This is a genomic window from Sarcina sp. DSM 11001 (genome assembly GCF_900101015.1).
Lineage (GTDB): Bacteria > Bacillota > Clostridia > Lachnospirales > Lachnospiraceae > CAG-791.
The window spans coordinates 1-23,368 of sequence record NZ_FNFZ01000003.1 but is presented as its reverse complement, the minus strand read 5'-3'; the positions used below and the strand labels follow the sequence as shown (position 1 = coordinate 23,368).

Annotated in this window: 19 protein-coding genes and 1 pseudogene; 15 read left to right on the top strand and 5 right to left on the bottom strand. The window is 48.0% G+C overall.

What is annotated here, in order from left to right; all coding sequences use genetic code 11:
• The first annotated feature begins 11 nt into the window (after nucleotides 1-11).
• The 5 genes from BLT02_RS01900 to BLT02_RS01880 all read left to right on the top strand — a co-directional run bounded on the left by BLT02_RS01900 (nucleotide 12) and on the right by BLT02_RS01880 (nucleotide 2,874).
• Nucleotides 12-494, top strand: coding sequence for a hypothetical protein (locus tag BLT02_RS01900; RefSeq protein WP_092991177.1), 483 nt, complete (start codon nucleotides 12-14; stop codon nucleotides 492-494).
• A 346-nt stretch (nucleotides 495-840) separates the two neighbouring features.
• Entirely contained in the window at nucleotides 841-1,653 is an 813-nt protein-coding gene (locus BLT02_RS01895) for a hypothetical protein (protein WP_139187359.1), read from the top strand.
• Nucleotides 1,654-1,789: 136 nt separating this feature from the next.
• Nucleotides 1,790-1,945 carry a helix-turn-helix domain-containing protein gene (locus BLT02_RS01890; RefSeq protein WP_347474859.1) on the top strand — a complete coding sequence of 52 codons (156 nt, stop codon included), beginning with the start codon at nucleotides 1,790-1,792 and terminating at the stop codon, nucleotides 1,943-1,945.
• Nucleotides 1,946-2,219: 274 nt separating this feature from the next.
• A complete protein-coding gene (locus tag BLT02_RS01885) occupies nucleotides 2,220-2,405 on the top strand; it encodes a UPF0175 family protein (protein ID WP_347474858.1) in 186 nt (61 codons plus the stop codon).
• Nucleotides 2,398-2,874 carry a PIN domain-containing protein gene (locus BLT02_RS01880; RefSeq protein ID WP_092991173.1) on the top strand — a complete coding sequence of 159 codons (477 nt, stop codon included), beginning with the start codon at nucleotides 2,398-2,400 and terminating at the stop codon, nucleotides 2,872-2,874. The genes BLT02_RS01885 and BLT02_RS01880 overlap by 8 nt, the downstream gene beginning before the upstream one ends.
• A 478-nt stretch (nucleotides 2,875-3,352) precedes the next feature.
• On the opposite strand, the gene purF is transcribed toward BLT02_RS01880, so the two are convergent.
• The 3 genes from purF to BLT02_RS01865 all read right to left on the bottom strand — a co-directional run bounded on the left by purF (nucleotide 3,353) and on the right by BLT02_RS01865 (nucleotide 6,170).
• A complete protein-coding gene (gene purF, locus BLT02_RS01875; RefSeq protein WP_092991172.1) occupies nucleotides 3,353-4,774 on the bottom strand; it encodes an amidophosphoribosyltransferase in 1,422 nt (473 codons plus the stop codon).
• A 30-nt stretch (nucleotides 4,775-4,804) separates the two neighbouring features.
• Complete coding sequence (gene nadE, locus BLT02_RS01870; RefSeq protein WP_092991171.1) at nucleotides 4,805-5,548, bottom strand: NAD(+) synthase; 744 nt, start codon at nucleotides 5,546-5,548, stop codon at nucleotides 4,805-4,807.
• Between the two features lie 193 nt (nucleotides 5,549-5,741).
• Nucleotides 5,742-6,170 (bottom strand): Cna B-type domain-containing protein, encoded by a 429-nt coding sequence (locus BLT02_RS01865; protein WP_242869683.1) that lies wholly within the window; start codon nucleotides 6,168-6,170, stop codon nucleotides 5,742-5,744.
• 330 nt (nucleotides 6,171-6,500) lie between these two features.
• On the opposite strand from BLT02_RS01865, the gene BLT02_RS01860 reads away from it, so the two are divergent.
• Entirely contained in the window at nucleotides 6,501-7,349 is an 849-nt protein-coding gene (locus BLT02_RS01860; RefSeq protein WP_092991169.1) for a peroxiredoxin family protein, read from the top strand.
• 222 nt (nucleotides 7,350-7,571) lie between these two features.
• On the opposite strand, the gene BLT02_RS01855 is transcribed toward BLT02_RS01860, so the two are convergent.
• On the bottom strand, nucleotides 7,572-8,486 hold the full coding sequence (locus BLT02_RS01855; RefSeq protein WP_175453644.1) for a PepSY domain-containing protein: 915 nt from the start codon (nucleotides 8,484-8,486) through the stop codon (nucleotides 7,572-7,574).
• Nucleotides 8,487-9,026: 540 nt separating this feature from the next.
• Here BLT02_RS01855 and BLT02_RS01850 point away from each other — a divergent pair.
• The 3 genes and pseudogenes from BLT02_RS01850 to BLT02_RS18170 all read left to right on the top strand — a co-directional run.
• A complete protein-coding gene (locus BLT02_RS01850) occupies nucleotides 9,027-10,670 on the top strand; it encodes a dicarboxylate/amino acid:cation symporter (RefSeq protein ID WP_175453643.1) in 1,644 nt (547 codons plus the stop codon).
• Nucleotides 10,671-11,000: 330 nt separating this feature from the next.
• Complete coding sequence (locus BLT02_RS01845) at nucleotides 11,001-12,608, top strand: ABC transporter substrate-binding protein/permease (protein WP_092991166.1); 1,608 nt, start codon at nucleotides 11,001-11,003, stop codon at nucleotides 12,606-12,608.
• A pseudogene (locus BLT02_RS18170) lies at nucleotides 12,601-13,320 on the top strand (amino acid ABC transporter ATP-binding protein); the annotation flags it as partial. The gene BLT02_RS01845 and the pseudogene BLT02_RS18170, both read left to right, overlap by 8 nt.
• 688 nt (nucleotides 13,321-14,008) lie before the next feature.
• Here the strand turns inward: BLT02_RS18170 and BLT02_RS01835 are convergent.
• Entirely contained in the window at nucleotides 14,009-14,890 is an 882-nt protein-coding gene (locus BLT02_RS01835; protein ID WP_092991164.1) for an AraC family transcriptional regulator, read from the bottom strand.
• A 187-nt stretch (nucleotides 14,891-15,077) separates the two neighbouring features.
• On the opposite strand from BLT02_RS01835, the gene BLT02_RS01830 reads away from it, so the two are divergent.
• From BLT02_RS01830 to BLT02_RS01805, 6 genes are all read left to right on the top strand, one after another.
• Nucleotides 15,078-18,305: a glycoside hydrolase family 2 TIM barrel-domain containing protein gene (locus BLT02_RS01830; RefSeq protein ID WP_092991163.1), complete on the top strand. Its 3,228-nt coding sequence runs from the start codon at nucleotides 15,078-15,080 to the stop codon at nucleotides 18,303-18,305.
• Between the two features lie 42 nt (nucleotides 18,306-18,347).
• On the top strand, nucleotides 18,348-19,730 hold the full coding sequence (locus BLT02_RS01825; protein ID WP_242869672.1) for an MFS transporter: 1,383 nt from the start codon (nucleotides 18,348-18,350) through the stop codon (nucleotides 19,728-19,730).
• A 255-nt stretch (nucleotides 19,731-19,985) separates the two neighbouring features.
• The gene (locus BLT02_RS01820; protein WP_092991161.1) at nucleotides 19,986-20,480 is read left to right on the top strand and encodes a hypothetical protein; all 495 of its coding nucleotides are present in this window, start codon (nucleotides 19,986-19,988) and stop codon (nucleotides 20,478-20,480) included.
• Nucleotides 20,477-21,169: an alpha/beta hydrolase fold domain-containing protein gene (locus BLT02_RS01815; protein ID WP_092991160.1), complete on the top strand. Its 693-nt coding sequence runs from the start codon at nucleotides 20,477-20,479 to the stop codon at nucleotides 21,167-21,169. The genes BLT02_RS01820 and BLT02_RS01815 overlap by 4 nt, the downstream gene beginning before the upstream one ends.
• A gap of 161 nt (nucleotides 21,170-21,330) precedes the next feature.
• Nucleotides 21,331-23,046 carry an IS1634 family transposase gene (locus BLT02_RS01810; protein ID WP_092991159.1) on the top strand — a complete coding sequence of 572 codons (1,716 nt, stop codon included), beginning with the start codon at nucleotides 21,331-21,333 and terminating at the stop codon, nucleotides 23,044-23,046.
• A 43-nt stretch (nucleotides 23,047-23,089) separates the two neighbouring features.
• On the top strand, nucleotides 23,090-23,323 hold the full coding sequence (locus BLT02_RS01805) for a hypothetical protein (protein ID WP_092991158.1): 234 nt from the start codon (nucleotides 23,090-23,092) through the stop codon (nucleotides 23,321-23,323).
• Nucleotides 23,324-23,368: the final 45 nt, after the last annotated feature.

Genomic DNA, 23,368 nt, shown 5'->3' with positions numbered 1-23,368 from the left:
CGGAGGAAAGTATGGGCAGTATTTATTATATGACGTGTGGAACTTGTGGCTATTCTTTTTATCCACAGTTTGGATTTGGCGGATTCAGTGACAGAGATGTAATAAAGATGACAGAAGAACAGTTTAAAGAAGGGAAGGCAGATCCTGAACTTCAGAGAATTTATGATGCGCTAAAACAGTGTACAAATGCAGAAGACAAGAAAACAGATCAGCCTGATAATAATCCGAAAATAGAGGTTTTATCCGCCTTGTACTACTGCAGTGCATGTAATGACTACTTTAATGGAAACTATGTCATAATTCACGGAAGAAGGGGAACATTCACAGGAAAAAGCATCCCTTGTCCGGTATGCGGAAAGAGACATGCAATTCAGATTTCAGAACAGGATATGAATCCCGTAATCGATGATTCTGGGATGAAGAGAAAATCATGGCTTCGTTGTCCAAGATGTAATGATTATATGATAATCAAGCCAGAAGGCATCTATGATTGAACATATTCTAAAAGCTGTAATTTTTTACGATTCCTTGTAAAGCATGTAGTTATTTATCGATAGCTCATGGGGACCAATTCCTAATTGTTATCGGTTTTTTGGTAAAGAATACGAAATATAATAAATTCTTAACCATCCAACACGAATAATCAAGTACTCTGCGGAAAGCCAGTATTGAACAATCAAAACGTCGCAGAATTGTATATGGATTTAAGTTTATGCATATTGATTCAGAATGCCCAAAGTGTAATAGAACTTAAAATTTAAAGATGGGGATTTGGGGACTGGCCTGCAATGAGGGATAGCGATGCGGAGACGAACGGAATATGAGGCATACCTCGTGCGAATGAGAGCCTACTATAGAATTAAGCAATTGGAACAACCGGCTTGGATCGAGGCAGCTCGCAGGCATTACAGCCTTTTATATTATACAAAACAGGAATTGGGCGAGATGTGTTCGAATACGAACATTCCCAAATCCGAAATGGAATGGTTGGCTTCAATAAAGGACAAGCCTTATCGGGAGAGAACAGACCTTCCAGAAGACCTAAAGAAGGAAACGAAAGACATTTATAAATGTCTTTCTGAACTCTATGACGTATTAATGGACGGCAAGGATGAGTACTTTATCAATGAGTGGACTTTAACTAAAAAAGGCCGACGAAAAATGAGAGAGTATATTGATAAAATGCCTTCGGTAGGAAAGATTATGCCTCCAAAAACCGAATTTACAAACGTCCCAGACAGGATAAGTTACAGTAACAGGATATACAGCTTTGATGCAGAGTATGAACTAACAGTGACCTTGGGTGGCTCTCGAATATGTATCAGAAATGGAGATAGTGATTATCGGCATACAGAGTATATTGACTTTACTGAACGATTTCTGGATGAAGTGATTCCAATGGTTCAATGTGAGCGGCTGTATGGTTGTTTAAAGGCAAAAGACAGAAGTAAGGATAGAGACGATTCAGTATATCAGGACTTCAAGACAGTATTGGTAGATATTAACTGGAATGAATATGATCTAAAGTTGCTTGCGGAATCTGATTCAAATCCCTTTATGGAATTGTTGCGTCTGGTATGGGAGGAATATGGAGAAACGTTAAGGGAGAGAAACCTTGTTTTACCTTGGTTCAAGGTATTGGAATGGGCTTGAGTTCGTTCAAGAAGAAGTGATGATGAATCAGGACCTATCAGAATTCAGGAAATATATTGTTTTGACACGCAATGCGTGTTAGCATAAACTCATGAGTACAATAGATGATTTGATTAAACTGAAAGAGAAAACCGGGATGAATTGGAAAGCTTTTGCTCAGTATTTCAACATTCCGTATCGTACAGTTCAGGACTGGCATCTGGGAAAACGTGGTATGCCCGAGTACCTTCTTCGTCTGATGACCTATAAGGTAGAGATGGAAGGTTTTCAGTACGAGAGCAGGGAAGAATGATTTCCTGCAACAGAGAGATACCAGGCAGAACGTTACAGCAAAGGATTCAGTCACAGTAATATTTTTATGCGCGAAAACTGTATTTAACTTATACAATTAGTCAGACACTGTCTGACTTATATTTAATAACACAAACAGGAAGTGTTTCACTAGTGTTTTCGAGACATCGAATATTTGATGTTCAATGCAAGGAGGGTTGAGCGATATGTGCGAAATTGCTTTTTCTATACCAAACGAAGTCCTCTATGACACTAAAATGAGTAAGCAGGATACTTTGGCTTTTGCAAAACGAGCTGTAGCATTATGCTATTATACCCAGAGCAAAGTGTCTCTGGGGTATTGTGCGCAAATCGCCGATATGAGCAAGGAAGAGTTTATCAGATACCTGGGAGCTAACGGAATCTCCATCTTTCAATATGATGACGAACAGGAGTTTATCGAGGAGATGAACAATGCGTAAGGTGATCGTAAATACAACGCCGATCATAGCATTAGCGGATATCGGATATTTGAATCTCCTGAAAGAACTCTATGGTGAGATTCTCATCCCGGAGGCGGTGCTGTCTGAGATAATAAGTGAGCCAGCGCACACGTTGGTAAAGCAATCTGACTGGATTAAGGTAAGAAAGGCTCCTATACAGAGTCAAAAGAATAGTTTCAGTACGCGCCTGCATGCCGGTGAGATAGAGGTAATTACATTGGCACAGGAATGTAGTGCTGATCTGCTGATACTTGATGATAATATGGCCAAAAAGACGGCAAAATACCTTGGTCTGACCGTCACAGGAACGATGGGAGTTCTGCTTCGAGCGAAAAGGGAAGGTCACATTGAAAAGGTGAAACCGCTCGTTGACCGGCTTATAACGGATGGTCTGTTTATCAGTCCGACCGTGAAGGAATATGTTCTATCCCAGGCGGGTGAACAATAACTGATGGCAGCAGGACTCTTAATAACTGCAAGGAGAAATCTCTGAGAGTTGATAACACTCTGCTGATAACAATTTGATAACACCAGTTCATATACCCTGTGGAATCAGGATAACTGGTATCACTGAAAGTCAAAATCGTATATTTCATAAAACCCAAACGGGTTAGAAACGGAATCCGATTTTAGAGTACGAATAAGAAAACGCCTGTGAATTCCCACCCTCCGCTATCCTCATTTTAGCAAATCGGACCAGCGAATAATCCTATAACGAAATTATGATGACGGAGCCCATTGCCAAGCGCAGTGGGCTTTTTTCATGGTGCTGACGCACCAGATGAAGTGTGTAAAGCCCTCTGTGGAGGGCTTATTTTATCCATCAACAAGGGCAAGGGAGAATCCGTACTACCCGATATATGTAAAAACTACGTTATATATTATGTCGTGCTGGATCATAGGATTATGGAAGTGCGGCGTTTCTTTTATAAAAGACTTGTTTTCTCTGACAACCGCTGTTCAAACCGGTTCTTTCTGGTATCTGCCGGTATTTTCGTTGGATAATGGCCGTCAAAACATGCGCTGCAATAGTCCACGTTTCCGGAAAGCCTTTCCAGGCTGTTGACCGAAAGAAAGCCGAGGGAATCCGCCCCTATGATTTCTGCAATTTCGGGAACAGAATGATGACAGGCAATCAGATTTTCACTGGAATCAATATCTGTTCCATAAAAGCAGGGGAATAGAAATGGTGGAGCAGAAACACGCATATGGATCTTTTTTGCACCTGCTTCACGAAGCAGTAAAATAATGCGGCCGCTGGTCGTACCCCGGACGATAGAGTCGTCTATCAGGACAATGCTCTTGTTTTCCACTACTTCTTTGACAGCAGATAATTTAATCTTCACTTGATCCAGGCGGTCGACGGGTGCAATGAAGGTTCTTCCGATATATTTGTTTTTGATCAGCCCTATGCCATAGGGAATACCCGATTCTCTGCTGTAACCGAGCGCAGCATCCAGACCGGAGTCCGGAACGCCGATGACGATATCCGCATCTGCAGGATGTTCCCGCGCCAGAACCTTTCCGGCATTGATGCGGGCAGCATGTACAGACCGTCCGTCTATGACAGAATCCGGACGCGCGAAATAAATATATTCGAAGATACAGAACTTTTTCTTTTTCGACCGGCAGTGTTCCCGTCTCGACAGAACACCTTCTTTACTGAATATCAGTATTTCTCCGGGCTCCACATCCCGGATGAATTCAGCCCCGACCGCATGGAGCGCACAGCTTTCGGAGGCGACTACATATATGCCGTCTTCTGTCTTTCCATAACAGAGCGGACGGAATCCGTAAGGGTCTCTGGCACAGATCAGCTTTTGCGGAGACATCAGCACCAGGGAATAGGCACCGTCCAGAATACCCATTGCACGGCTGAGCGCTTCTTCAATAGAAGGCGCGTTTAAACGTTCTTTTGTGACGATATAGGCAATGGTCTCAGTATCACTGGAAGTATGGAAAATGGCTCCGGACAGTTCAAGCGCCGAACGAAGTTCTGCCGCGTTGGAAAGATTTCCATTGTGTGCAATGGCCATTCTCCCTTTTTGATGGTTCACTTCGATCGGCTGGCAGTTATTCCGGTTTGTTCCACCGGTCGTTCCATAACGTGTATGTGCAACGGCCATTGTGCCTTCGGGAAGGGAAGAAAGTGTATCCCGGCTGAATACTTCACTCACCAGGCCGATATCCTTATGGGATACAAACAGGCCGTCGTCATTTACAACGATTCCGCAGCTTTCCTGTCCTCTGTGCTGCAGGGCATATAACCCATAGTAACAGATATTTGCCGCATTAATCAGCTTTTCAGCAAAGACGCCGAAAACACCGCATTCTTCATGAATACTCATACGAGTTCTCCTTTTTCCTGATGCTCCTCCTCATTCGGACAGATTCATTTTGATATGCGGATCGAATGACGGCATGGGCTGAAGCTTAAAGAGGTTTGCGGCATGAAGCAGATTGATCCGATGTTGTATCTGCGGATCATCAATGATACCGGTCCGGATGTACCGGTCAAGCACTTCATAGGTAAAACCGAGGTTGTCTTCGTCCGTTTTTCCGGAGAGGCCGTCGATCGGAGTCTTCTCAATGAGCGTCTCCGGTAATCCCAGGACTCTTCCGACTGCTTTGACTTCCTGTACTGTCAGCAGACAGCAGGGGCTGAAATCGCCTGCCCCGTCCCCATATCTTGTAGCGTAGCCCACCCAGTCTTCGGAAAGATTGCAGGTGTTCGCGACCCGGCCGTTATTACTTTGCGAGACCGCATAAAGCGCTGCCATACGGATTCTTGCAGGAAGGTTGATTTCACTTTGACGGGACAGTTCGAAGGGAATGTTTTTTTTCAGTCCTTCTACAGAGTCCCGGATGTTGATTGTATAATGTCTGATACCGAGATGGTTTACCAGAAGCTGTGCTGCGTCGATATCGCTTTGTATCCCGTTTGGCATCAGGACACCGATCACACGCTCTGTTCCCAAAGCTTCTGCACAGAGAGCAGCTACGACAGAGCTATCCTTTCCTCCGGAGATTCCGATCACTGCGTTACAGTCCGGACCGTTCTTTTCGAAAAATTCCCGGATCCACAAAACACATTCCTCTTTTGTAATTGTTGCGTCAAACATGTTTTCCTCTTTGATCAGATTTTTTTGTTAATAGATAAAAGGCGTCTCTGAGTTGTTTCACTCAAAGACGCCCTTGCCTTTACACCGCTGATTATATACTTTGGTACTTTCCGATGTCAATTGATAAATCGTTTGCGGCAAATGGAAAGACGGATGGCATTTTCAGTTATTTATCAGCCAGTTTTGAAAGCCCTTAATCTCTACTGCTGTTTCTGTCGCTGTTCACTACCGTGATCTTCACGCTGTCCGGGCGCAGGTCCTCTTTACCCTCATCACCCGTCCAGAACACCTGTCCTTTCACGTTCACGTAATCCGGACCGACCCAGGTGTTCTTCATCGTGAAATCGATCTCATCCCCTTCATCACTTGTCTTCTCTACTTCCGAGGTAAAGCCGTCTATCGGTTTTTCCTTCACCGAGTAGATGTATTTGTGCTGAGTGTCAGGGTCGACGCGCTTCAGCGGATTCCCCTGCGCATCTTCGGTGACTTCCGCCGTAGTCCAGCTATCGCCCTGCTTCGTGAGGTTTACATCCGCGATCTGTTCGTCGTCCCTGTAGACCTCCGCCTCGACCGCATCCGGATAGACTGTCGTTTCGTCCGTATTAAGCCAATCCTTGGATATTTTCAGCTTAAAGAAATGACTTTTTTGTTCATAAATGACTCTCTCTCAAATACATGCGATTACAACACTGCCTGTACTTTCTTATTAGATACTGATTAGCTTAGATGCCAATTATATCATAGAAGACAGATTTCGGGCGAGACAGAGTCATTGAATTCTCCTGTTCAAGATATTTCTGGTTACTCCTATTCTCGGTGCTGCGTTACAAGCATGGTCTTGATATCCATGAGGGTAGACACCGTGTATGACACCAAATATAATGGAAGGCAGAAGATAACATCTCGAAATGGGATGGATACAATCCCTCATTGAAAAGGAGTTTTTTTAAAAATGGAACAGAACAAGAAAAAAGGCGGTGCCGGAAGAGTGATCCTGATTATCCTGATCGTGCTGGTTGTGCTGGGAGCTGCAGGCTATTTTGCTCTCAGAGCTTTCGTCCAAAGCAAGATCGAAAGTATGGGAGCCCCTGACCTGTCTTCATCATTCGTACAGAAGGCGCCGGATTTCGCGCTTCCGCTTACAGACGGTTCGGAAGCAAAACTCTCTGAACTGCTTCAGGATCATGAAGTCGTCGTCCTCAATATTTTCGCTTCCTGGTGCGGTCCCTGCGAAAAGGAATTCCCGGAGATGGAAGCTGTCTACGAGAAATACAAAGATAAGATGGAAATAGTTGCCGTATCCGGAGACCTTACTCTGGACAGCATGGACGATATGATCAAATACAAAGAGGAACACAGGCTTACTTTCCCGGTCGGAATGAAAAACGAATCGATCGACTCTTTGACAGTGGGCGGTTTTCCCACCACCTACATTATTGACCGAAACGGCAATATTGCTTATGGCAGGTCGGGCGCATTCCAGAATGGGGAAGAATTCGAGAAGATCGTCACATCATTAATGGGCGGCGATTACAAGGGAAAACAGATTGCTTCCTACACTTTTCTTGTCAGGGACAAAGACAATAAGCTTTTTCCTGACATACAGATTCATCTGTTCTCCGATACAGTCGACGAGGTACTTACAACCGGTGAAGACGGAATGGCCAGCTATTACACAGAGGACGCCCAGAACCTGAATGTCGAAATTCTGAACCTTCCTGAGGAATATACCAGCAAAGCAGATGAGATCACAGTCGGCCTGGATTCCGGACTCAAAATGATAACTATTGAAAAGAAGTAACAGGGACGCATTTTTGAAGAATGTGAAAATTGTAATCCCTCCAGTGATATGAAAAAGCCCTCTGAGCAACGATTGGTGTTGTTCAGAGGACTTTTTGTTCTATGGCGGTTTCACTCTCAGTTCAGTTTTTTTGCCGCTTTTGGTCCGTGTGCTCAGATAAAGCGGAAGGAACCGGTGTAATAGGCCGAAGATGGCATGGGGACACTGCAGAATACATTCTGCTTAATCGTCACCAAGCTCGACATCCTTATCCAGGATCTTTCCGGTTTCCACATCGATTTCGTACTCATACTCATACCCGTCCGGGGTACGAAATTCCACTTCGTACTTTGCCGCGCCGTCGTCGTAATCCATACGGCATTTTGTGATCGTCACATCATTTTCAGACAGATTAGCATCCCCAAGGGCGATTTCCTTTGCTTTTGTTTTTGAAATCGCAGCGGAGCTTTCCCCGTCTTTCTTCTCCGTGACAGTCTCGGGATGGAGCAGGCCCTGGTACTCAAAGTCGTCTTCTTTTTCCCACAGTTCCTTTTCGTGGAAGACAATACTGCCGTCTGCTGTGGCAATTTCATACTCGTACTTTGTTTTGCCTTCTTCCAGGAATTCGACAACATAGACTTCCCTGCCGTTTTCATAATCGGTCCCCAGTTTGCAAATGGTCACATCTTCCTTCTTCACTCCGGCATCTTTTATAGCAGTGTCCGCCGCTTCTTCCAGCGCCTTACTCACTTTCTCAGGATCTGACGTTTTGTCCGATGTCAGGTCTTTATATTCCCGGTCATCGTCGGTCTCCCAGTTCTCTTTGTCATTTTCCAGTATTTCCCCGGTATTTGCGGCAATTTCATATTCATATTTCACCTGGCCGGGAATGAGGAAATCGATCTCAAAGATCTCAGCATTATCGCTGTATTCCCATATCCTTTTGTAAATGACCGCGTCGGCTTCTGTGACTTTTGCATCTTCAAGCGCGATTTTAGCTGCATCCTCCATCTCAATGGCCTGCTTTTCCTTCTCTGCTGTTTTTGCAGAAACCCCGCCATTGTTCTCAGAAGCAAAAGCAGCCGTTCCGGCAACAAGGGTTAGCATAAGTGTTCCAACAAGGAATCCTGTTATTTTTTTTCTCATAGATTTTCTCATAGAATATCCCTCCTTCATTCTTCTTGTTTTTTTACTCTGTATACTGAATAACTTTGATCCTCTGAATCCTTAGCAGAATACCAGAGAAAGATTAAGAAATTATTAGAGAATATCTGCACTAAAAAAATAAAGTCTTCATCTTCCGCGAGCTGCTATACACACCCTGTTATCCCGGCAGGGTGAAAGTGTTTTTACCTGTCACAGACAGTGGTGTAAGGGTTATCCGCAGTTTCCGGGCACTCGCCCATGGCCACAGGTATGAGAAAAAATGAATAGTCTCAATCTGATATGATATAATCAAAACAGCAGTTGGAAACCTTGAGAAAAGGAGATATGTTCATCAGCATTGTTCTGATTTCCGGAAATATATTTTCAACATGCAATGCATGTCAGTGTGAACGTATAAGCACAACAGATGATTTGATTAAAATAAAAAGAGATAATAAAAGAGAAAACCGGGATGAACTGGAAAGCTTTTGTGCAGTATTGAAGCTGTCAGACAGGACGTGGGCCGGTTACGCTGCGCACAAGGGGAAAAATATGATCAGATTTTTCGAATTAAACAGTGAGGGGATCACTGCAGGTACAGAACTAGTCCGGGAATATCTGGCAAAGAAAGGTATCGGGGAAAAGGAACAGTCAAAGGCCGTTCTGATTGCGGAAGAGTCCCTGACGGATCTGGTCGCACACTCATCCGGCAAAGGGAAACTGGAGGTTTCTGTCTATTCCTTTTTCGGGCCGGTTAACGCCTTTTTTTCCGCAAAGGGTCCGGAGTATGATTTTGAGACGGCACAGGATGCTCATCTGACTGAATTCTGGGACGATGAAGATTTTGATTCCGGAGACGCAATACGGCAATTGATTCTGCAATCCTTCCGGAAGGATCTTAAATACCAGCACAGGTACGGAAGAAATATCGTCCATTTGACAGTGGAACACCATACCAAATCGTTGTATCTGACTCTCGGAGCCCTGATTGCTGCTATTCTGCTTGGTATCATTATGTCTGCCGCTCTCCCCGGAAAATGGAACACTGCCCTGGATCTCAATCTGCTTACACCGGTTAAGACCCTGTACATGAATGCGCTTAAAATGATTGCCGCACCAGTTGTTTTCTTCTCGATTATTTCCTGCATCTCACAGCTGGGAAGCCCGTCTGAATTCGGACGGATCGGCGGAAAAATCCTTGCCCTTTATCTGATCACCTCCATAATAGCGGCCGTTTTAGGAATCATAGTTTTCGGCATATTCCGCCCCGGAGATCCCGCATTGGCATCCAGCTTTATCGGAGCTGAAGTATCTGTCCCGACTCAGTCCCTGAATCTGTCCCTCAAGGATATCATTGTCGGTATTGTTCCGACCAATTTTATAGGCCCTTTCATTGAGGGCAACATGCTGCAGCTTTTGTTCGAAGCGATCCTGTGCGGAATTGCCGCCGGACTGATCGGAGAACGTTCACGCGTTCTCAAAGAACTTTTTGAAGCATGTAATGAACTGTTCCTCCGGATCACCGGCATCATCATGAAGGTTACCCCCCTGGCGGTATTTTGCTCTATTCTTTCCCTGGTTCTGAAAACGGGGATTTCTTCCCTGCTGTCGCTCCTGGGGATTATGGGAACCTTCCTCTTCGGCCTGGTCTGCATGATGCTGGTCTATTTCCTGATCCTTTTCCTTGTAAAACTCAATCCCCTGTCCTTTTTTAAGAAATATTTCCCTGTAATGCTGGAGGTCTTTTCCATTGCCTCCAGCAATGCTGCGATCCCCATCAATATGGATGCCTGCAGAGACAGGCTTGGTGTTTCCCCGAAGATCTACAGGATGTCTATCCCCCTGGGGGCTACGCTGAACATGGACGGTACCTGCATCCTGCTGGGGGTACAGACACTGGCGCTGGCGAAAATCTGCGGTGTAAGCGCATCTGCCGGGATGCTGGTCTCGCTGGCAGCAACCATCGTCATCCTTTCATTGGGGGCACCGGGAGTACCCGGCTCCGGTGTGATCCTGACATCTTTCCTTCTGACACAGCTGAATGTACCTGTGGAGTCTGTTACACTGGTAATAGGAATCGGGCCGATCATAGGTATGTTTATCTGTATGAGCAACTGTCTCGGGGACGCGGTCGTGACGACCGTTGTCGCAAAAAATGAGGGGCAGATTGACTTGAATATTTTAAACTCGAAATAACAAGAAGTGTGTAATCCCTCCGGTGACTTGAAAAGCCCTCTGAGCAACGATTGGTGTTGTTCAGAGGACTTTTTGTTCTATGGCGGTTTCACTCTCAGTTCAGTTTTTTTGCCGCTTTTTGGTCCGTGTGCTCAGATAAAGCGGAAGGAACCGGTGTAACAGGTTAGAAACCGGGAAAAGGGAGATATATTCGTTTTGGCAGATATATTAATCTTATGGAATGGAATCCTTTTTTATGATAGAATCTAACGGGTTTCTGGTAATCCAGGCTTTGAAACGGGCCATTTCCATAACAGGGAAATAAGAGACTACAATTAGGAGGTAAAGGAATTGGAGACAAAACAGGCTGTCAGGCACTTCAAAAATCCGATATTGCTGCTTATAGCAATTATATTGATTATCATGCGGTGTGCTGTTCCCCCGGTCTATGCGGAGGAAAGCTCGGGAAAGATTAAAACCCTCGCTGATTTTAAGGGGAAAACAATCTCGATGCTCTCGGGGACAACTTTTGATGTTCATCTTGAGGACAATGAAATAATTAAAGGGGATGTAAAAATCCTGCATCAGAACACGGATGTTGATTCTATCGCGTCTGTTTTGTCCGGGAAAAGTGATGCCATGATTGGGGATATGCCAGTTGCCGAGATAATTGTCGCAGAGCACGATGAGCTGATGATTTTTCCCGAGGTTATCCGGGAGGACAATTACGGTTTCGGATTTCGCAAAGGCAGCCCGCTGGTGGAGCCATTTAATGAGGCAATGGGCAGGCTTAGGAGCGAAGGCCTTGATGAGGAAATGAAATCCAAATGGATGGGGAAAGATGAGTCGGTTAAAAAACTGATTCCCCAGGACTGGGAAGGAAAAAACGGAACGCTTGAATATTGGGTAAACACGGGAACACCTCCTATGTCCTATCTGGGCCCTGAGGGAACGCCTGTGGGTTATGCAATCGATTATGTGCTGCACGTGGCGCGTGAAATGGATTACAGGGTCAAAATCACAGAATGTGCTTTTGACGGTCTGATTCCGGCTCTTCAGGGCGGTAAGGCTGATCTGGCCGGCAGGAGCATGTCGATCACAGAGGAACGTCTGAAGAAGATTGACTTTAGCGATCCTTTTTATTCCGGCGGATCCGTGCTTGTTGTATTGAAAAAGAATGTAGATGAGTCTCTTCTGCGGACAGAGGAAACCGTGCAGGATGAGGAGAACGGGGATGGCGGCTTCCTTTCCTCTGTCTATAATAGCTTCTACAGAACTTTTATCCAGGAAGAAAGATGGCGTGTATTTCTGACAGGACTTTTAAACACCCTGCTGATCACCTTTTCATCCATGCTCTTTGGCTGTGTGCTTGGGTTTCTCCTGTACTTCCTCTGCAGAAAGACGGGGAAAAAGGTACAGGGAGTTGTAGATACTATAACCGGAATCATTACGGGGATCCCGGCAGTCGTACTCCTGATGGTCCTCTTCTATATTATCTTTGGAAAGAGTAATATTTCGGGCATCATTGTGTCGATCATTGCATTCACGCTGACTTTTGGAATTTCTGTATACAGTATGCTGAAAACAGGAACGGGTGCAGTTGATCAGGGGCAGACGGAAGGCTCATATGCCCTGGGATTCTCTGACAATGAGGCATTTTTCCTGATAATTCTGCCGCAGGCCCTGATGCATATCCTGCCGATTTTTAAGGGTGAACTGGTATCTCTGCTTAAGGCTACAGCTGTGGTAGGCTATATTGCCGTACAGGACCTGACGAGAGCCGGCGATATGGTCAGAAACCGCACATTTGATGCTTTCTTCTCCCTGATTTCTGTCGCCATTATCTATTATGTCATTGGCAGGATCTTGGGCTGGCTGATCAACAATGTCCAAAAGTTAGTCGATCCTGCAACGCGCAGCAAAGACACAATCCTTAAGGGGGTAGAAAGTGATGATTAAGGTAGTAAACATTTCTAAAAAATATGAAAATGATCTTGAACCGATCCATAACCTGAATGCAGTCATCAACAAGGGAGATGTCATTGCTGTGATCGGACCCTCCGGAACGGGAAAATCAACATTTCTCCGGTGTCTTAACATGCTGGATCCGCCTACGGAAGGAGATATTTATTTTCAGGATGAGAAGATCACCGAAAAAGGCTATGATCTGATAAAACTCAGAAAAAGGGTTGGTATGGTTTTCCAGTCCTTTAATCTCTTTAATCACATGACAGTGATTGAAAATATCATGCTGCCCCAGATGAGGCTTTTGAAAAAAGATAGAAAGGAAGCCTATAAGAGGGGAATGGGTCTGCTTGAGCAGGTGGGATTAACTGACTTTTATCTCCAGTATCCCGGTCAGTTGTCCGGCGGACAAAAGCAGCGCGTAGCCATCGCGCGGGCCATGGCCATGGATCCGGAGGTCCTCCTCCTTGATGAGCCGACAAGTGCGCTTGATCCCACGATGGTGGATGAAGTCAATGTAGTTATCAAGGACCTGGCTTCTTCCGGGATCACGATTCTCATAGTGACACATGACATGGCTTTCGCAAGAGATATCAGCAGCCGCATCTTCTATATGGATGAAGGAATTATATATGAAGAAGGCACACCTGAGGAGATCTTTGAAAATCCGAAGAAGGACAAGACGCTTCAGTTTGTTAAAAAGCTCTTTGTACTTGAGGAAGAGATCCTGAGCCGCGATTATGATTTCGAAGTTCTTGTGAAAAAGATATATAAACAGATGACCCAGGCGAAATCCATCGGAAATATCTGGCACAATTCTGTTCTGCTTCTGGATGAACTCATTAATAATGTTTTGTTTGTGCTTCTGGAAGACCCGCTTCATATCCATCTCAGGATGGAGTGCAAAAAGGACAGCATAGTTCTGAATGTTGAATATGGAGGAACAGAGCTGGATCTGAAATCCCTTCTTATGGAAAAAGCAAAGAGTCCGGTTGGCACAGAGAAACAGGACGACTGGCTTCCGGTTTCTGCGAGGATCATCAACAGCTACGCCGAGGACATGACATATACCAGACAGGAGGGAGAACTCCGTAACCGTATTCGGATCATAGTCAGTGAATCGGCAAAAAAGGGGAGAAGAACATTCGCTTCCCGTCGGGCTTAAAAACACATTCGCTTCCCATCAGGCTTAAAGACCGGAGATATTCCGGAAAACAATACCTTCATAATACATTCTGCGGTGATTGGTATAGTTATGCTGCTTATCGAAAGAGCTTTTTGGCTTTTCCTTAAGCAGCATAATTTTTTGCTCACGGCTGCGCGGGATACTATACCTACCCTGTTATTTCTGCAGGGCGGGTATAGCTTCGTTTGCTGTCTGCAGGCCGGGCCTGTCAGCCGTTATCGATCTCCGTCAGGAATTTCTCCCGGTAGATTTTTCTGTAACCGGTGGGAGAGACGCCCTTCGCCCGGCTGAAAAGGCGGCTGAAATACAAGGGATTGTCATACCCGACAATCGACGCTATGTTGCTGATCGAATCATCCGTGGTCTCCAGAAGCGTCTGGGCGTTCCGGATCCGGATCTGAAGGATATACTGCATGGGTGATGTGCCCGTGGCGCTTCGAAAGCTCCTGCTGAACCAGCTCGTGGACATGCTGCGTGAAGCAGCGTACTGCTCTATGCTGATATCTTCATTATAATGCTCCTCGAAGTAATATCTGGCGCGGGTCATCTCATCCTGGATGAAGCCGGAGATCCGCGGGATGCTCTCCGTCATCCGCCGGTGTATGGTCAGCAGCAGTTCGCGGAAGAGGCAGACCAGCATCTCCTCGTAACCCCACGAGCACTTTACAAGTTCGTCCCGCATCCTTCTGAACAGATCCTCATATTCGCGGGAGATGCCCGTGTGAAGGATGTAGCCGTCCAGGGGAATCTCAGAGTGCCTCAGAATGCTGCGGACTTCCCGCCCTGTAAAGTGGACAAACCACACCTGAGTCCTGTCTTTGCCCAGATAGTGGTATTTCTGCTGCTGCTTTGGCTGATACAGCACCATGTTGCCGGCGGGTACGATGACTTCCTTCCCATCGAAGAAGAAATGCCCCTCTCCGGCTGCAATATAAATGATCTGCCAGTCGACCCTGCCTTTTGGCCTCCAGGTAGGGAGCAGCGGTCTGGTGTACAGCTGATAGGTACCTGCACTCAGGATCCGCAGAGGCTTTTTCTTTTCTTTAAACGGCACTCTGGAATGAAACAGATAGCCGGAATTCACATACATAAGTGTCATGACCTCCTATTTCGGGATATCTACATTCTATTAAATTTTCCCTTACTATTTCCACACTTACTTCTTTCTTTATCTTATAGTGCAGGTTTTGTATCGAATCGTTCATATGGTTTGGACTCCTTTTTCGATATGCTTTCATTAGGAAACTGGCAAAAAAACGTGAAAGGAGGTTCCAATCTTGATCGTACCGAGACTCTATGAGGACCTCTCTGTACTTCACCAGAATACCATGCCGGACAGGGCTTATTATGTTCCTTCGTCCACTCGTGGAGACAGGCTGGCCTGGCACAGGGAGAGTTCGGATCGTCTGCAGATGCTGAGCGGGTGCGAATGGCGCTTCGCCTGGTATCCGAGCATTCATGATCTGCAGGATCATTTTTATCTGCTGGACTATGAGCCCGGCAATTGGTGGAAAAAGGAAATGGTGCCGTTCTGCTGGCAGATGCGGGGATATGACAGCCCGCAGTACACCAATATCCGCTATCCTTTTCCTTTTGATCCTCCCTATGTCCCCCAGGACAATCCATGTGGGGCATACCTTCACCATTTTGAATGGCACAGAGATCCCAAAGCCCCTTGCGCCTTCCTGAATTTCGAGGGAGTGGATTCCTGTTTCTATGTCTGGCTGAACGGGACCTATGTGGGCTACAGCCAGATCGCCCATCACACTTCAGAGTTCGACGTGACAGAGCTCATTCAGGAGGGAGACAACCTGCTGGCGGTCCTGGTCCTGAAGTGGTGCGACGGAAGCTATCTGGAGGATCAGGATAAGTTCCGCTTCTCCGGCATTTTCCGGGACGTCTATCTCCTGCACAGGCCGGCGGACAGGATCGAGGACTATGTTATCGAAACAGATCTGTCTGATGATTATATGCGCGCTGATCTGAATATCCGCTTTACCTTCAGCCGGAAACCCGTTCCGGTCAGCCTGACCCTGATCAGTCCCGACGGATCAGGAATACTATATCAGGATACCATACGGCCGGGCAGGGAGGGGAACCGGGACGAGGCGAACGGTGTCCCCACAGAGTGCGTCACCATTGAGGTAGACCGGCCGCTTCTCTGGAATGCTGAGGATCCGGTTCTGTATACCCTGGTCATTGATACCAGAAAGGAAGTCATTACCGAGAAGGTAGGCTTTCGAAAAGTCGAGGTCAAAGACCTCGTCCTGACCCTGAACGGGGCGCCCATTACCTTCCGCGGCGTCAACCGCCACGAGTCGGATCCCCTGACTGGCGCAGTGTGCAGCCTGGATCAGGCTCTGAAAGATCTGCGCATGATCAAGGCCAACAACTTCAATGCGGTCAGGGCCAGTCACTATCCCAATTCACCCTGGTTTTATCAGCTCTGTGATGAGCTGGGCCTCTATGTCATCGACGAGGCCGATAATGAGAGCCATGGGACGGGACCCCTCACCTTCGGGGAAGAGGATTACACGGAGCGGATGCGCAAGGCCCATTTCCGGATCGCGGACAACCCGGATTTCGTCGAGCCTACGCTGGACAGGATCCGGTCCATGGTCATCCGGAACCGGAACCGTCCTTCCATTCTGGTATGGTCCATGGGCAACGAGTGCGGTTACGGCCGCACCTTTGAGGAAGCTCTGCGCTGGACCAAAGAAAACGACCCGACAAGACTGACCCATTATGAGAGTGCTTTTTATGTGAGTCCTGTCCGGGAGTTTGATGTCTCGAATATTGACCTCTACGGGCGCATGTATCCCGGCTTCAACGAGGTCACGGACTATCTGGACAATGATCCGGACATCCCTCTGCTTCTGGTGGAATACTGCCATTCGATGGGCAACGGCCCCGGGGACTTTAAGGAGTATCTGGATCTGACCGAGCAGTATCCGGCGCTCTGCGGTGGGTTTGTCTGGGAGTGGTGTGACCACGCGGTCTATAAGGGTACGACGGAGAACGGGAAGGCCATGTACTGGTACGGCGGGGATCACGGTGAGCTGCAGCACGACGGGAATTTCTGCCTGGACGGCCTGGTCTATCCGGACAGGACACCGCACACAGGTCTTCTGGAGTACAAGAACGTCCACAGACCCCTGCGTGCCGCCTATGATGCCGGCAGACAGATACTCACTGTGGAAAACCACATGGACTTTACGGATCCCGCCGAAAAGATCAGCGCCGCGTGGACCCTGACCCTGGACGGATCACAGATCGCGGAGGGACCGCTGGCGATCCCTTCCATAGCGCCTCATGCCTGCGCGGAGATTCCGCTGGCTTTTACAGTACCGGACAAGGGCAGATGTTTTTTGACGGTCACCTATGTTTTGAAAAAAGAGACCTTCGGACTTCCGGCAGGGCATGAGCTTGGTTTTGACGAGATCCGGATCCCCACTGCGGAACCGAGGGCGCTGAAGGCGGCAGGACTTCTGGCGGGTACGGACAGGATACGGCAGGATGCCGGCAAAATGCAGGCAGGAGCTGAAAGCACGCAGACAGGACCTCAAAGCCGGCAGGCAGGAGCGGCTGTCCCCGTGGTTACGGAAACAGACCGGTTTTTGACCATTGAGGGCGATGGCTTCACCTATCAGTTGGATACCCTTTCCGGTCTGTTTACTTCTCTCAGGGTTCATGACCGGGAGCTTCTTGACCGCCCGATCGATTTCAATCTCTGGCGCGCGCCGACCGACAACGATGTCCCGGGCGTGGATTTATGGAAGCTGGAGCGCCTGGATCACACAGGGACGAGGGCTTATGAAGTGACCTGGAAAACGGCGAAGCCGGCTGACGCGGCGGCGGGGCGGGAAGCAGACGGGAGCGAAGCGCCGGAAGCAGTGGAAATCTCGATCCGTCAGTCTGTGGCCTCCATGTCAAACCAGCCGGTCCTGAGGATGAACAATAAAGTCACTGTTTTCGCTGACGGAAGGATCCTCCTGGATGTTCAGGCGGACAAGGATCCGGAGTACGCAGACCTGCCCAGGATCGGGCTGCGTCTTTTCCTGAGCGGGAGCATGAAGAAGATCCGCTATTTCGGCATGGGCCCGATGGAGACCTACATCGACAAACACCATGCCGGACATCACGGAATCTTTAAGGGGACTGCGGCTTCGATGCAGGAGGACTATATCCGGCCACAGGAGAGCGGGAGTCACTATGACTGTGACTTCGTGACGGTAAAGGGAAAAGGCCTGTGCCTGACGGCAGCCTCTGCGGACACTGATCCGGACAGCACGTTCTCCTTCAACGCATCGGTCTACACGCAGGAGGAACTGGAAGAAAAACGGCACAATTACGAACTGGAGCCCTGCGGCAGCACGGTTCTGTGCATCGACCACCGGATGGCAGGCATCGGATCGTACAGCTGCGGTCCGGAGCTTTTGCCGAAATACAGAGTCTCCGCCGATACATTCCGCTTCTCCTTTATGCTGAAGCCGGAGGAGATTTGACGCGTCGTACCAAAGATAGATTGTATTAAGGGGAGGTATCACGTGAAAGACAACAAAGAAAAAACGTATTTGACATGGGCTAACAAGATCGGCTACGGATCCGGCGACATCGCCGGCAACGTGGTGTATGCACTGCTGTCCGCTTTTGTCATGATTTTCCTGACAGATACCGTGGGCATGAACGCGGGTATCGTCGGTACGCTGATCGCAGTGTCCAAGCTCTTTGACGGCGTCAGCGATATTTTCTTCGGATCCATGATCGACAAGACCAATACAAAGATGGGTAAGGCGCGGCCCTGGATGCTTTACGGGTATTTCGGCTGCGCGGTCTGCCTCGTGGCGATCTTCTGCATTCCTGCGGATATCAGCGCTACGGCGCAGTATGCATGGTTCTTCATCGCCTATACTCTGCTGAATGCGGGCTTTTATACAGCCAACAACATCGCCTATTCTGCCCTGACCGCCCTGATCACAAAAAATAATAATGAACGTGTGCAGATGGGTTCCATCCGCTTCATGTTCGCCTTCGGCACCAGCATGCTGATCCAGACTATTACGGTCGGCCTGGTCGCTTATTTCGGAGGCGGCGCGGCGGCATGGCGGACCGTGGCGATCATCTACGCGATCGTAGGTGTGATCTCCAACACCCTGTCCGTTATGTCTGTCAGGGAGCTTTCTCCGGAAGAACTGGCGGAGGGAGAGGAAGTCAAACTCGCAGAGGGAGAGGAAGAGAAATATTCCCTGGCGGATGCTTTTAAGCTTCTGATCAATAACAAGTACTATCTGATGATCTGCGCTTCCTATATCCTGATGCAGATCTATTCCGCAACACTGAACATGGGCATTTACTATATGACCTATGTCCTCAAAAATGCCAACCTGCTTGGTGTATTCTCATGGTTCATCAATATACCGATGATCATCGGTCTTTTGTTCACACCGACCCTGGTGATGAAGTTCGGCGGGATGTACAGGCTGAACCTGACGGGCTATATCATCGGCACGCTCGGCCGTCTGGGCGTGGTCATCGCCGGATATATGGGCTCTGTACCGCTGATGCTGGTCTGTACCGCCATCGCGGCGCTGGGTATGAGCCCGCTTCAGGGCGACATGAACGCCTTGATCGCGACCTGTTCGGAATACACCTACCTGACGCACGGAAAGCGTGTCGATGGAACCATGTATTCCTGCACATCCCTGGGCACGAAGCTGGGCGGCGGGATCGGAACCGCGCTGGCAGGCTGGCTTTTAGCCTTCAGCGGCTATGTGGGCGGCGCTGCTGTCCAGTCCGCCTCCACGATGAGCATGCTGCATATAATGTATCTGTGGATGCCCATGTGCTTCAACCTTCTGATCACGCTGATCCTGACCAGGCTCAACGTAGAGAAAGCGAACGAAGACCTGAGGAGCAAGCTGGCTCAATGATCCTGAAAAGGACGATTTGTTTGTGTGACAATGAGATTGAGTGACAATAGTATTGAGCTTCACCGCAGGCCCCTCTGAGGACTCAAATACAGCAGACCACCATGAAGCCCTGTGCAATGGAACCCCGTTTCCATAGCACAGGGCTTTTTAATGCCGGCTCGTACTTGAAAAACAGTTGCCAACTTAAGCAAAAACGGGGATACTTTTCCTAGTGAGACGGCACACTGGAAGCTTTTCCCGGATGGAGGTGATCGGATGCTGGATTATAAGGATTTTAAAGATAGAGTGACCCGGCTGGAGGACGGGACCTGGTGCTGGCGCTGCCCTGTTGACGATTCTACTGCCGAGTTTTCCTACAGGCTCACTTTAGGTGTATGCGGAGGGATATGCGCCCTGCTTATCCTGATGGCGATGTTCATGGACCCGTGGGCGCTGAAGATCACCCTGCTGTCGTGTCTTGGCGTTATGGCTGTCGCGGCAGGCGTTGTCCTGATTTTCAAAAAACTGGGCGCCTGGGACGAATTCTACTGGATGAACGACGAATACATAAGGATCGGGACAGGTAAAAGTACAAGGGTCATGGAGTACGATAAACTGAAGAGGGTCGTTCTGACTCCTGAAAAGATCAGGCTGGAGGCGAAATTCGGGAAGGGAATCGTTTTCATTCCGGACGGGGACTATGAAATGGTAAGGGATTATATCCTCCGCAGGATCCCGGAGACAACAGAAGTCATTAAGGAAGGCCCCTGACTTATCACAAAAGGCTGGCCTGCATTTATGCCGCAAAGGCAAAATGCAAGGTTTTTTTCCCGGATTATCATCTGGCCCCGGACTATCCTTATCCGGCTGCGGTGGAGGATGTCAGATCCCTGTACAAATACGCGGCGGATCACGCGGAGGAACTCGGGATCGACGCAGACAGGATAGGACTTGCAGGAGACAGTGCGGGCGGGACTATCGCTGCCCTGGTCTGTAACGGCTACGAGAAAGAAAAGCTAATAAAGCCCTGCCTGCAAATGCTCGTCTATCCCCTGACGGATGCGGACATGGGAACGCAGTCTATGAGAAAATATACGGACACGCCCTTCTGGGACTCCACATATATGTCCCTGATGTGGGATATCTATTTCGGGGATCAGAATAAGGGAGCTTTTGAAGACAAAACGGGCTGTGCCCTGAAAGATGATCTCAAAAAAGAGGCGCTCCCGATGCACAACGCCCTCCCTTCGAGTATTCCCGATACCTATATCGAAACCGCGGAATTTGACTGCCTTCACGATGAAGGGATTTTGTACGGACAAAGACTGGAAAAGGCAGGCGCAAAGGTGGAATGGAATGACACGAAAGGTACCTTTCACGGTTATGATATGGCCCTTGATACCCGGATCGTGATCAATTCCGTGAAAAAGAGGCTCTCGTTTTTAAGAAAGCATTTTTGAATGTTAACTTCCAGAATAATTAACCCTCAAACTGAGAGGCAGTGCCATTTCCAACAAAAAAGCCAGTAAATATGCGGGATTTCAACGACTTTTCTTGCAAAAACAGACTGAATATGGGATAATGATTAAGGGATAATTAACCCTCAATAAGGAGGGGCTATATGTACCTTAATCTCACCGTTCCGATGCCAGTGGGAACTGGAAAACTGTCCGTCAAGAGGATCAGGAACACTCCGTATATTTACTATGAGACCGGGCGGATATACGATGCCAAAAAGAAATATAACAAGCCAAAGCGGGTTTGTATCGGAAAGGCCATTGATGACCGCCCGGGAATGATGGCGCCGAATACAAACTTTCTCCGTTTTTTTCCGGAGGTGTTACTTCCAGACGAGGCGGAAGGCCCTGAGCGCAGCAGCTGCCTGCATGTCGGAGCCTACTTCGTGATCCGGAAAGTGATCAGTGAATACTTTCTTGACCGTATGATCGCAAAGATCATCGGAAAGGACGCCGGGCTGTTCATGGACCTGGCAGTGTATTCCATCATGACGGAGGGGAATGCTGCACAGTATTACCCGTCTTATGCGTATAACCATCCGCTCATGACTGAGGAGATGAAGGTCTACAGCGATTCGAAGATATCTGATTTCCTGGGGAAGGAAACAGATGACCAGCGCATCGCATTCCTGAATGAATGGAACGCAAAAAGAGACCACCGGGAGAAGATCTATATTTCCTATGATTCCACGAACAAGGTCTGCCAGGCAGGCGAGATCGACCTGGCCGAGACCGGTCATTCCAAAGAGGGGTCTGACAAGCCTGTATTTAATTACTCGGTCGCTTATGACCGGGACAACAGGGAACCCCTCTTTTATGAAGCCTATCCGGGCAGCATCGTGGACATATCACAACTCCAGTTTATGCTGGAGAAAGCGGAAGGCTACGGCTACAGACATATCGGTTTTATCCTGGATCGTGGATATTTCAGCAAGGGGAATATCCACTTCATGGACAGCAAAGGCTATGATTTCGTCATCATGGTCAAAGGGATGAAGAAACTCGTCAGGGAACTCATCCTGGAAGTCCATGGGACATTTGAGCAGAGCCGCGCGACCAGCATCCGGGCATTCAGGGTAAACGGGACAACAGTAAGGCGTCAGTTGTATCCTTCAGATGAGAAGAAGCGGTACTTCCATATTTTTTACAGTGAAGGAAAACACGCGGCGGAGCGGGCAAAACTGGAACAGGACATCGACCAGATGGCGAAACAGCTGAAGTCCTGGCAGGGCCTTCAGGTCCGGCCGACCGGAAAATACGCAAAATACTTTGACCTGATCTATTTTCATGAAGGCAAAGACGATGAAGCCTTCAGCTGCGCAAGAGAACGAATAGATGTCATTGACCAGGAGATCATGCTCTGCGGTTATTTTGTCATCATTACCTCTGACAAGATGTCGGCAGAAGATGCGCTGACGCTCTACAAGGGCAGGGACAGCTCGGAAAAACTCTTCCGCGGTGATAAATCCTATCTCGGGGACAGGGCGGAACGCGTATATGGCAGTGAATCAGTTGACACAAAGGTTTTCATCGAGTTCGTAGCTCTCATCATCAGGAACCAGATTTACAACCGTCTGAAGGAAGAGATGATCAGGAACGACAAAAAGCTTAACTTCATGACGGTCCCGGCAGCGCTGAGGGAACTGGAAAAGATCGAAATGATAAAGAGCCCTGACAACGAATACCGTCTTGACCATGCAGTCACTGCGACACAAAAGGCAATATTAAAAGCATTCGGAATGACTGCCCAGGACATCAAACTCAAAGCGAAAGAGCTCAGCGCCGAACTGGTCCGTATCGAGCAGGAAGCAGCTGAATAGAAAGCCGTTTCTGACGCAGCATCCGTTTAAGGAGGATCACACCATGGCAAGGACAAGAAGGACCATCCCGCTCGACGAGAAGATTGAGAAAGCTAAGGCTGCGGTGTTCCAGGCGAAGGATAAATACGATGCAGCTGTGGAGGAACTCAATAAACTCCAGAAGAAAAAACTCGAACTTCAGAAACAGGAGCTACTTAAAGCGATCGAGGAGAGCGCAAAGTCATACGAAGAGATCATGGCGTTCCTTGTTGGAGATTCGAATCCGAACGAAGACTGACGCAGCTGTTTAAGATTGAGGGTTAAAAATTACTGGAAGTTAACA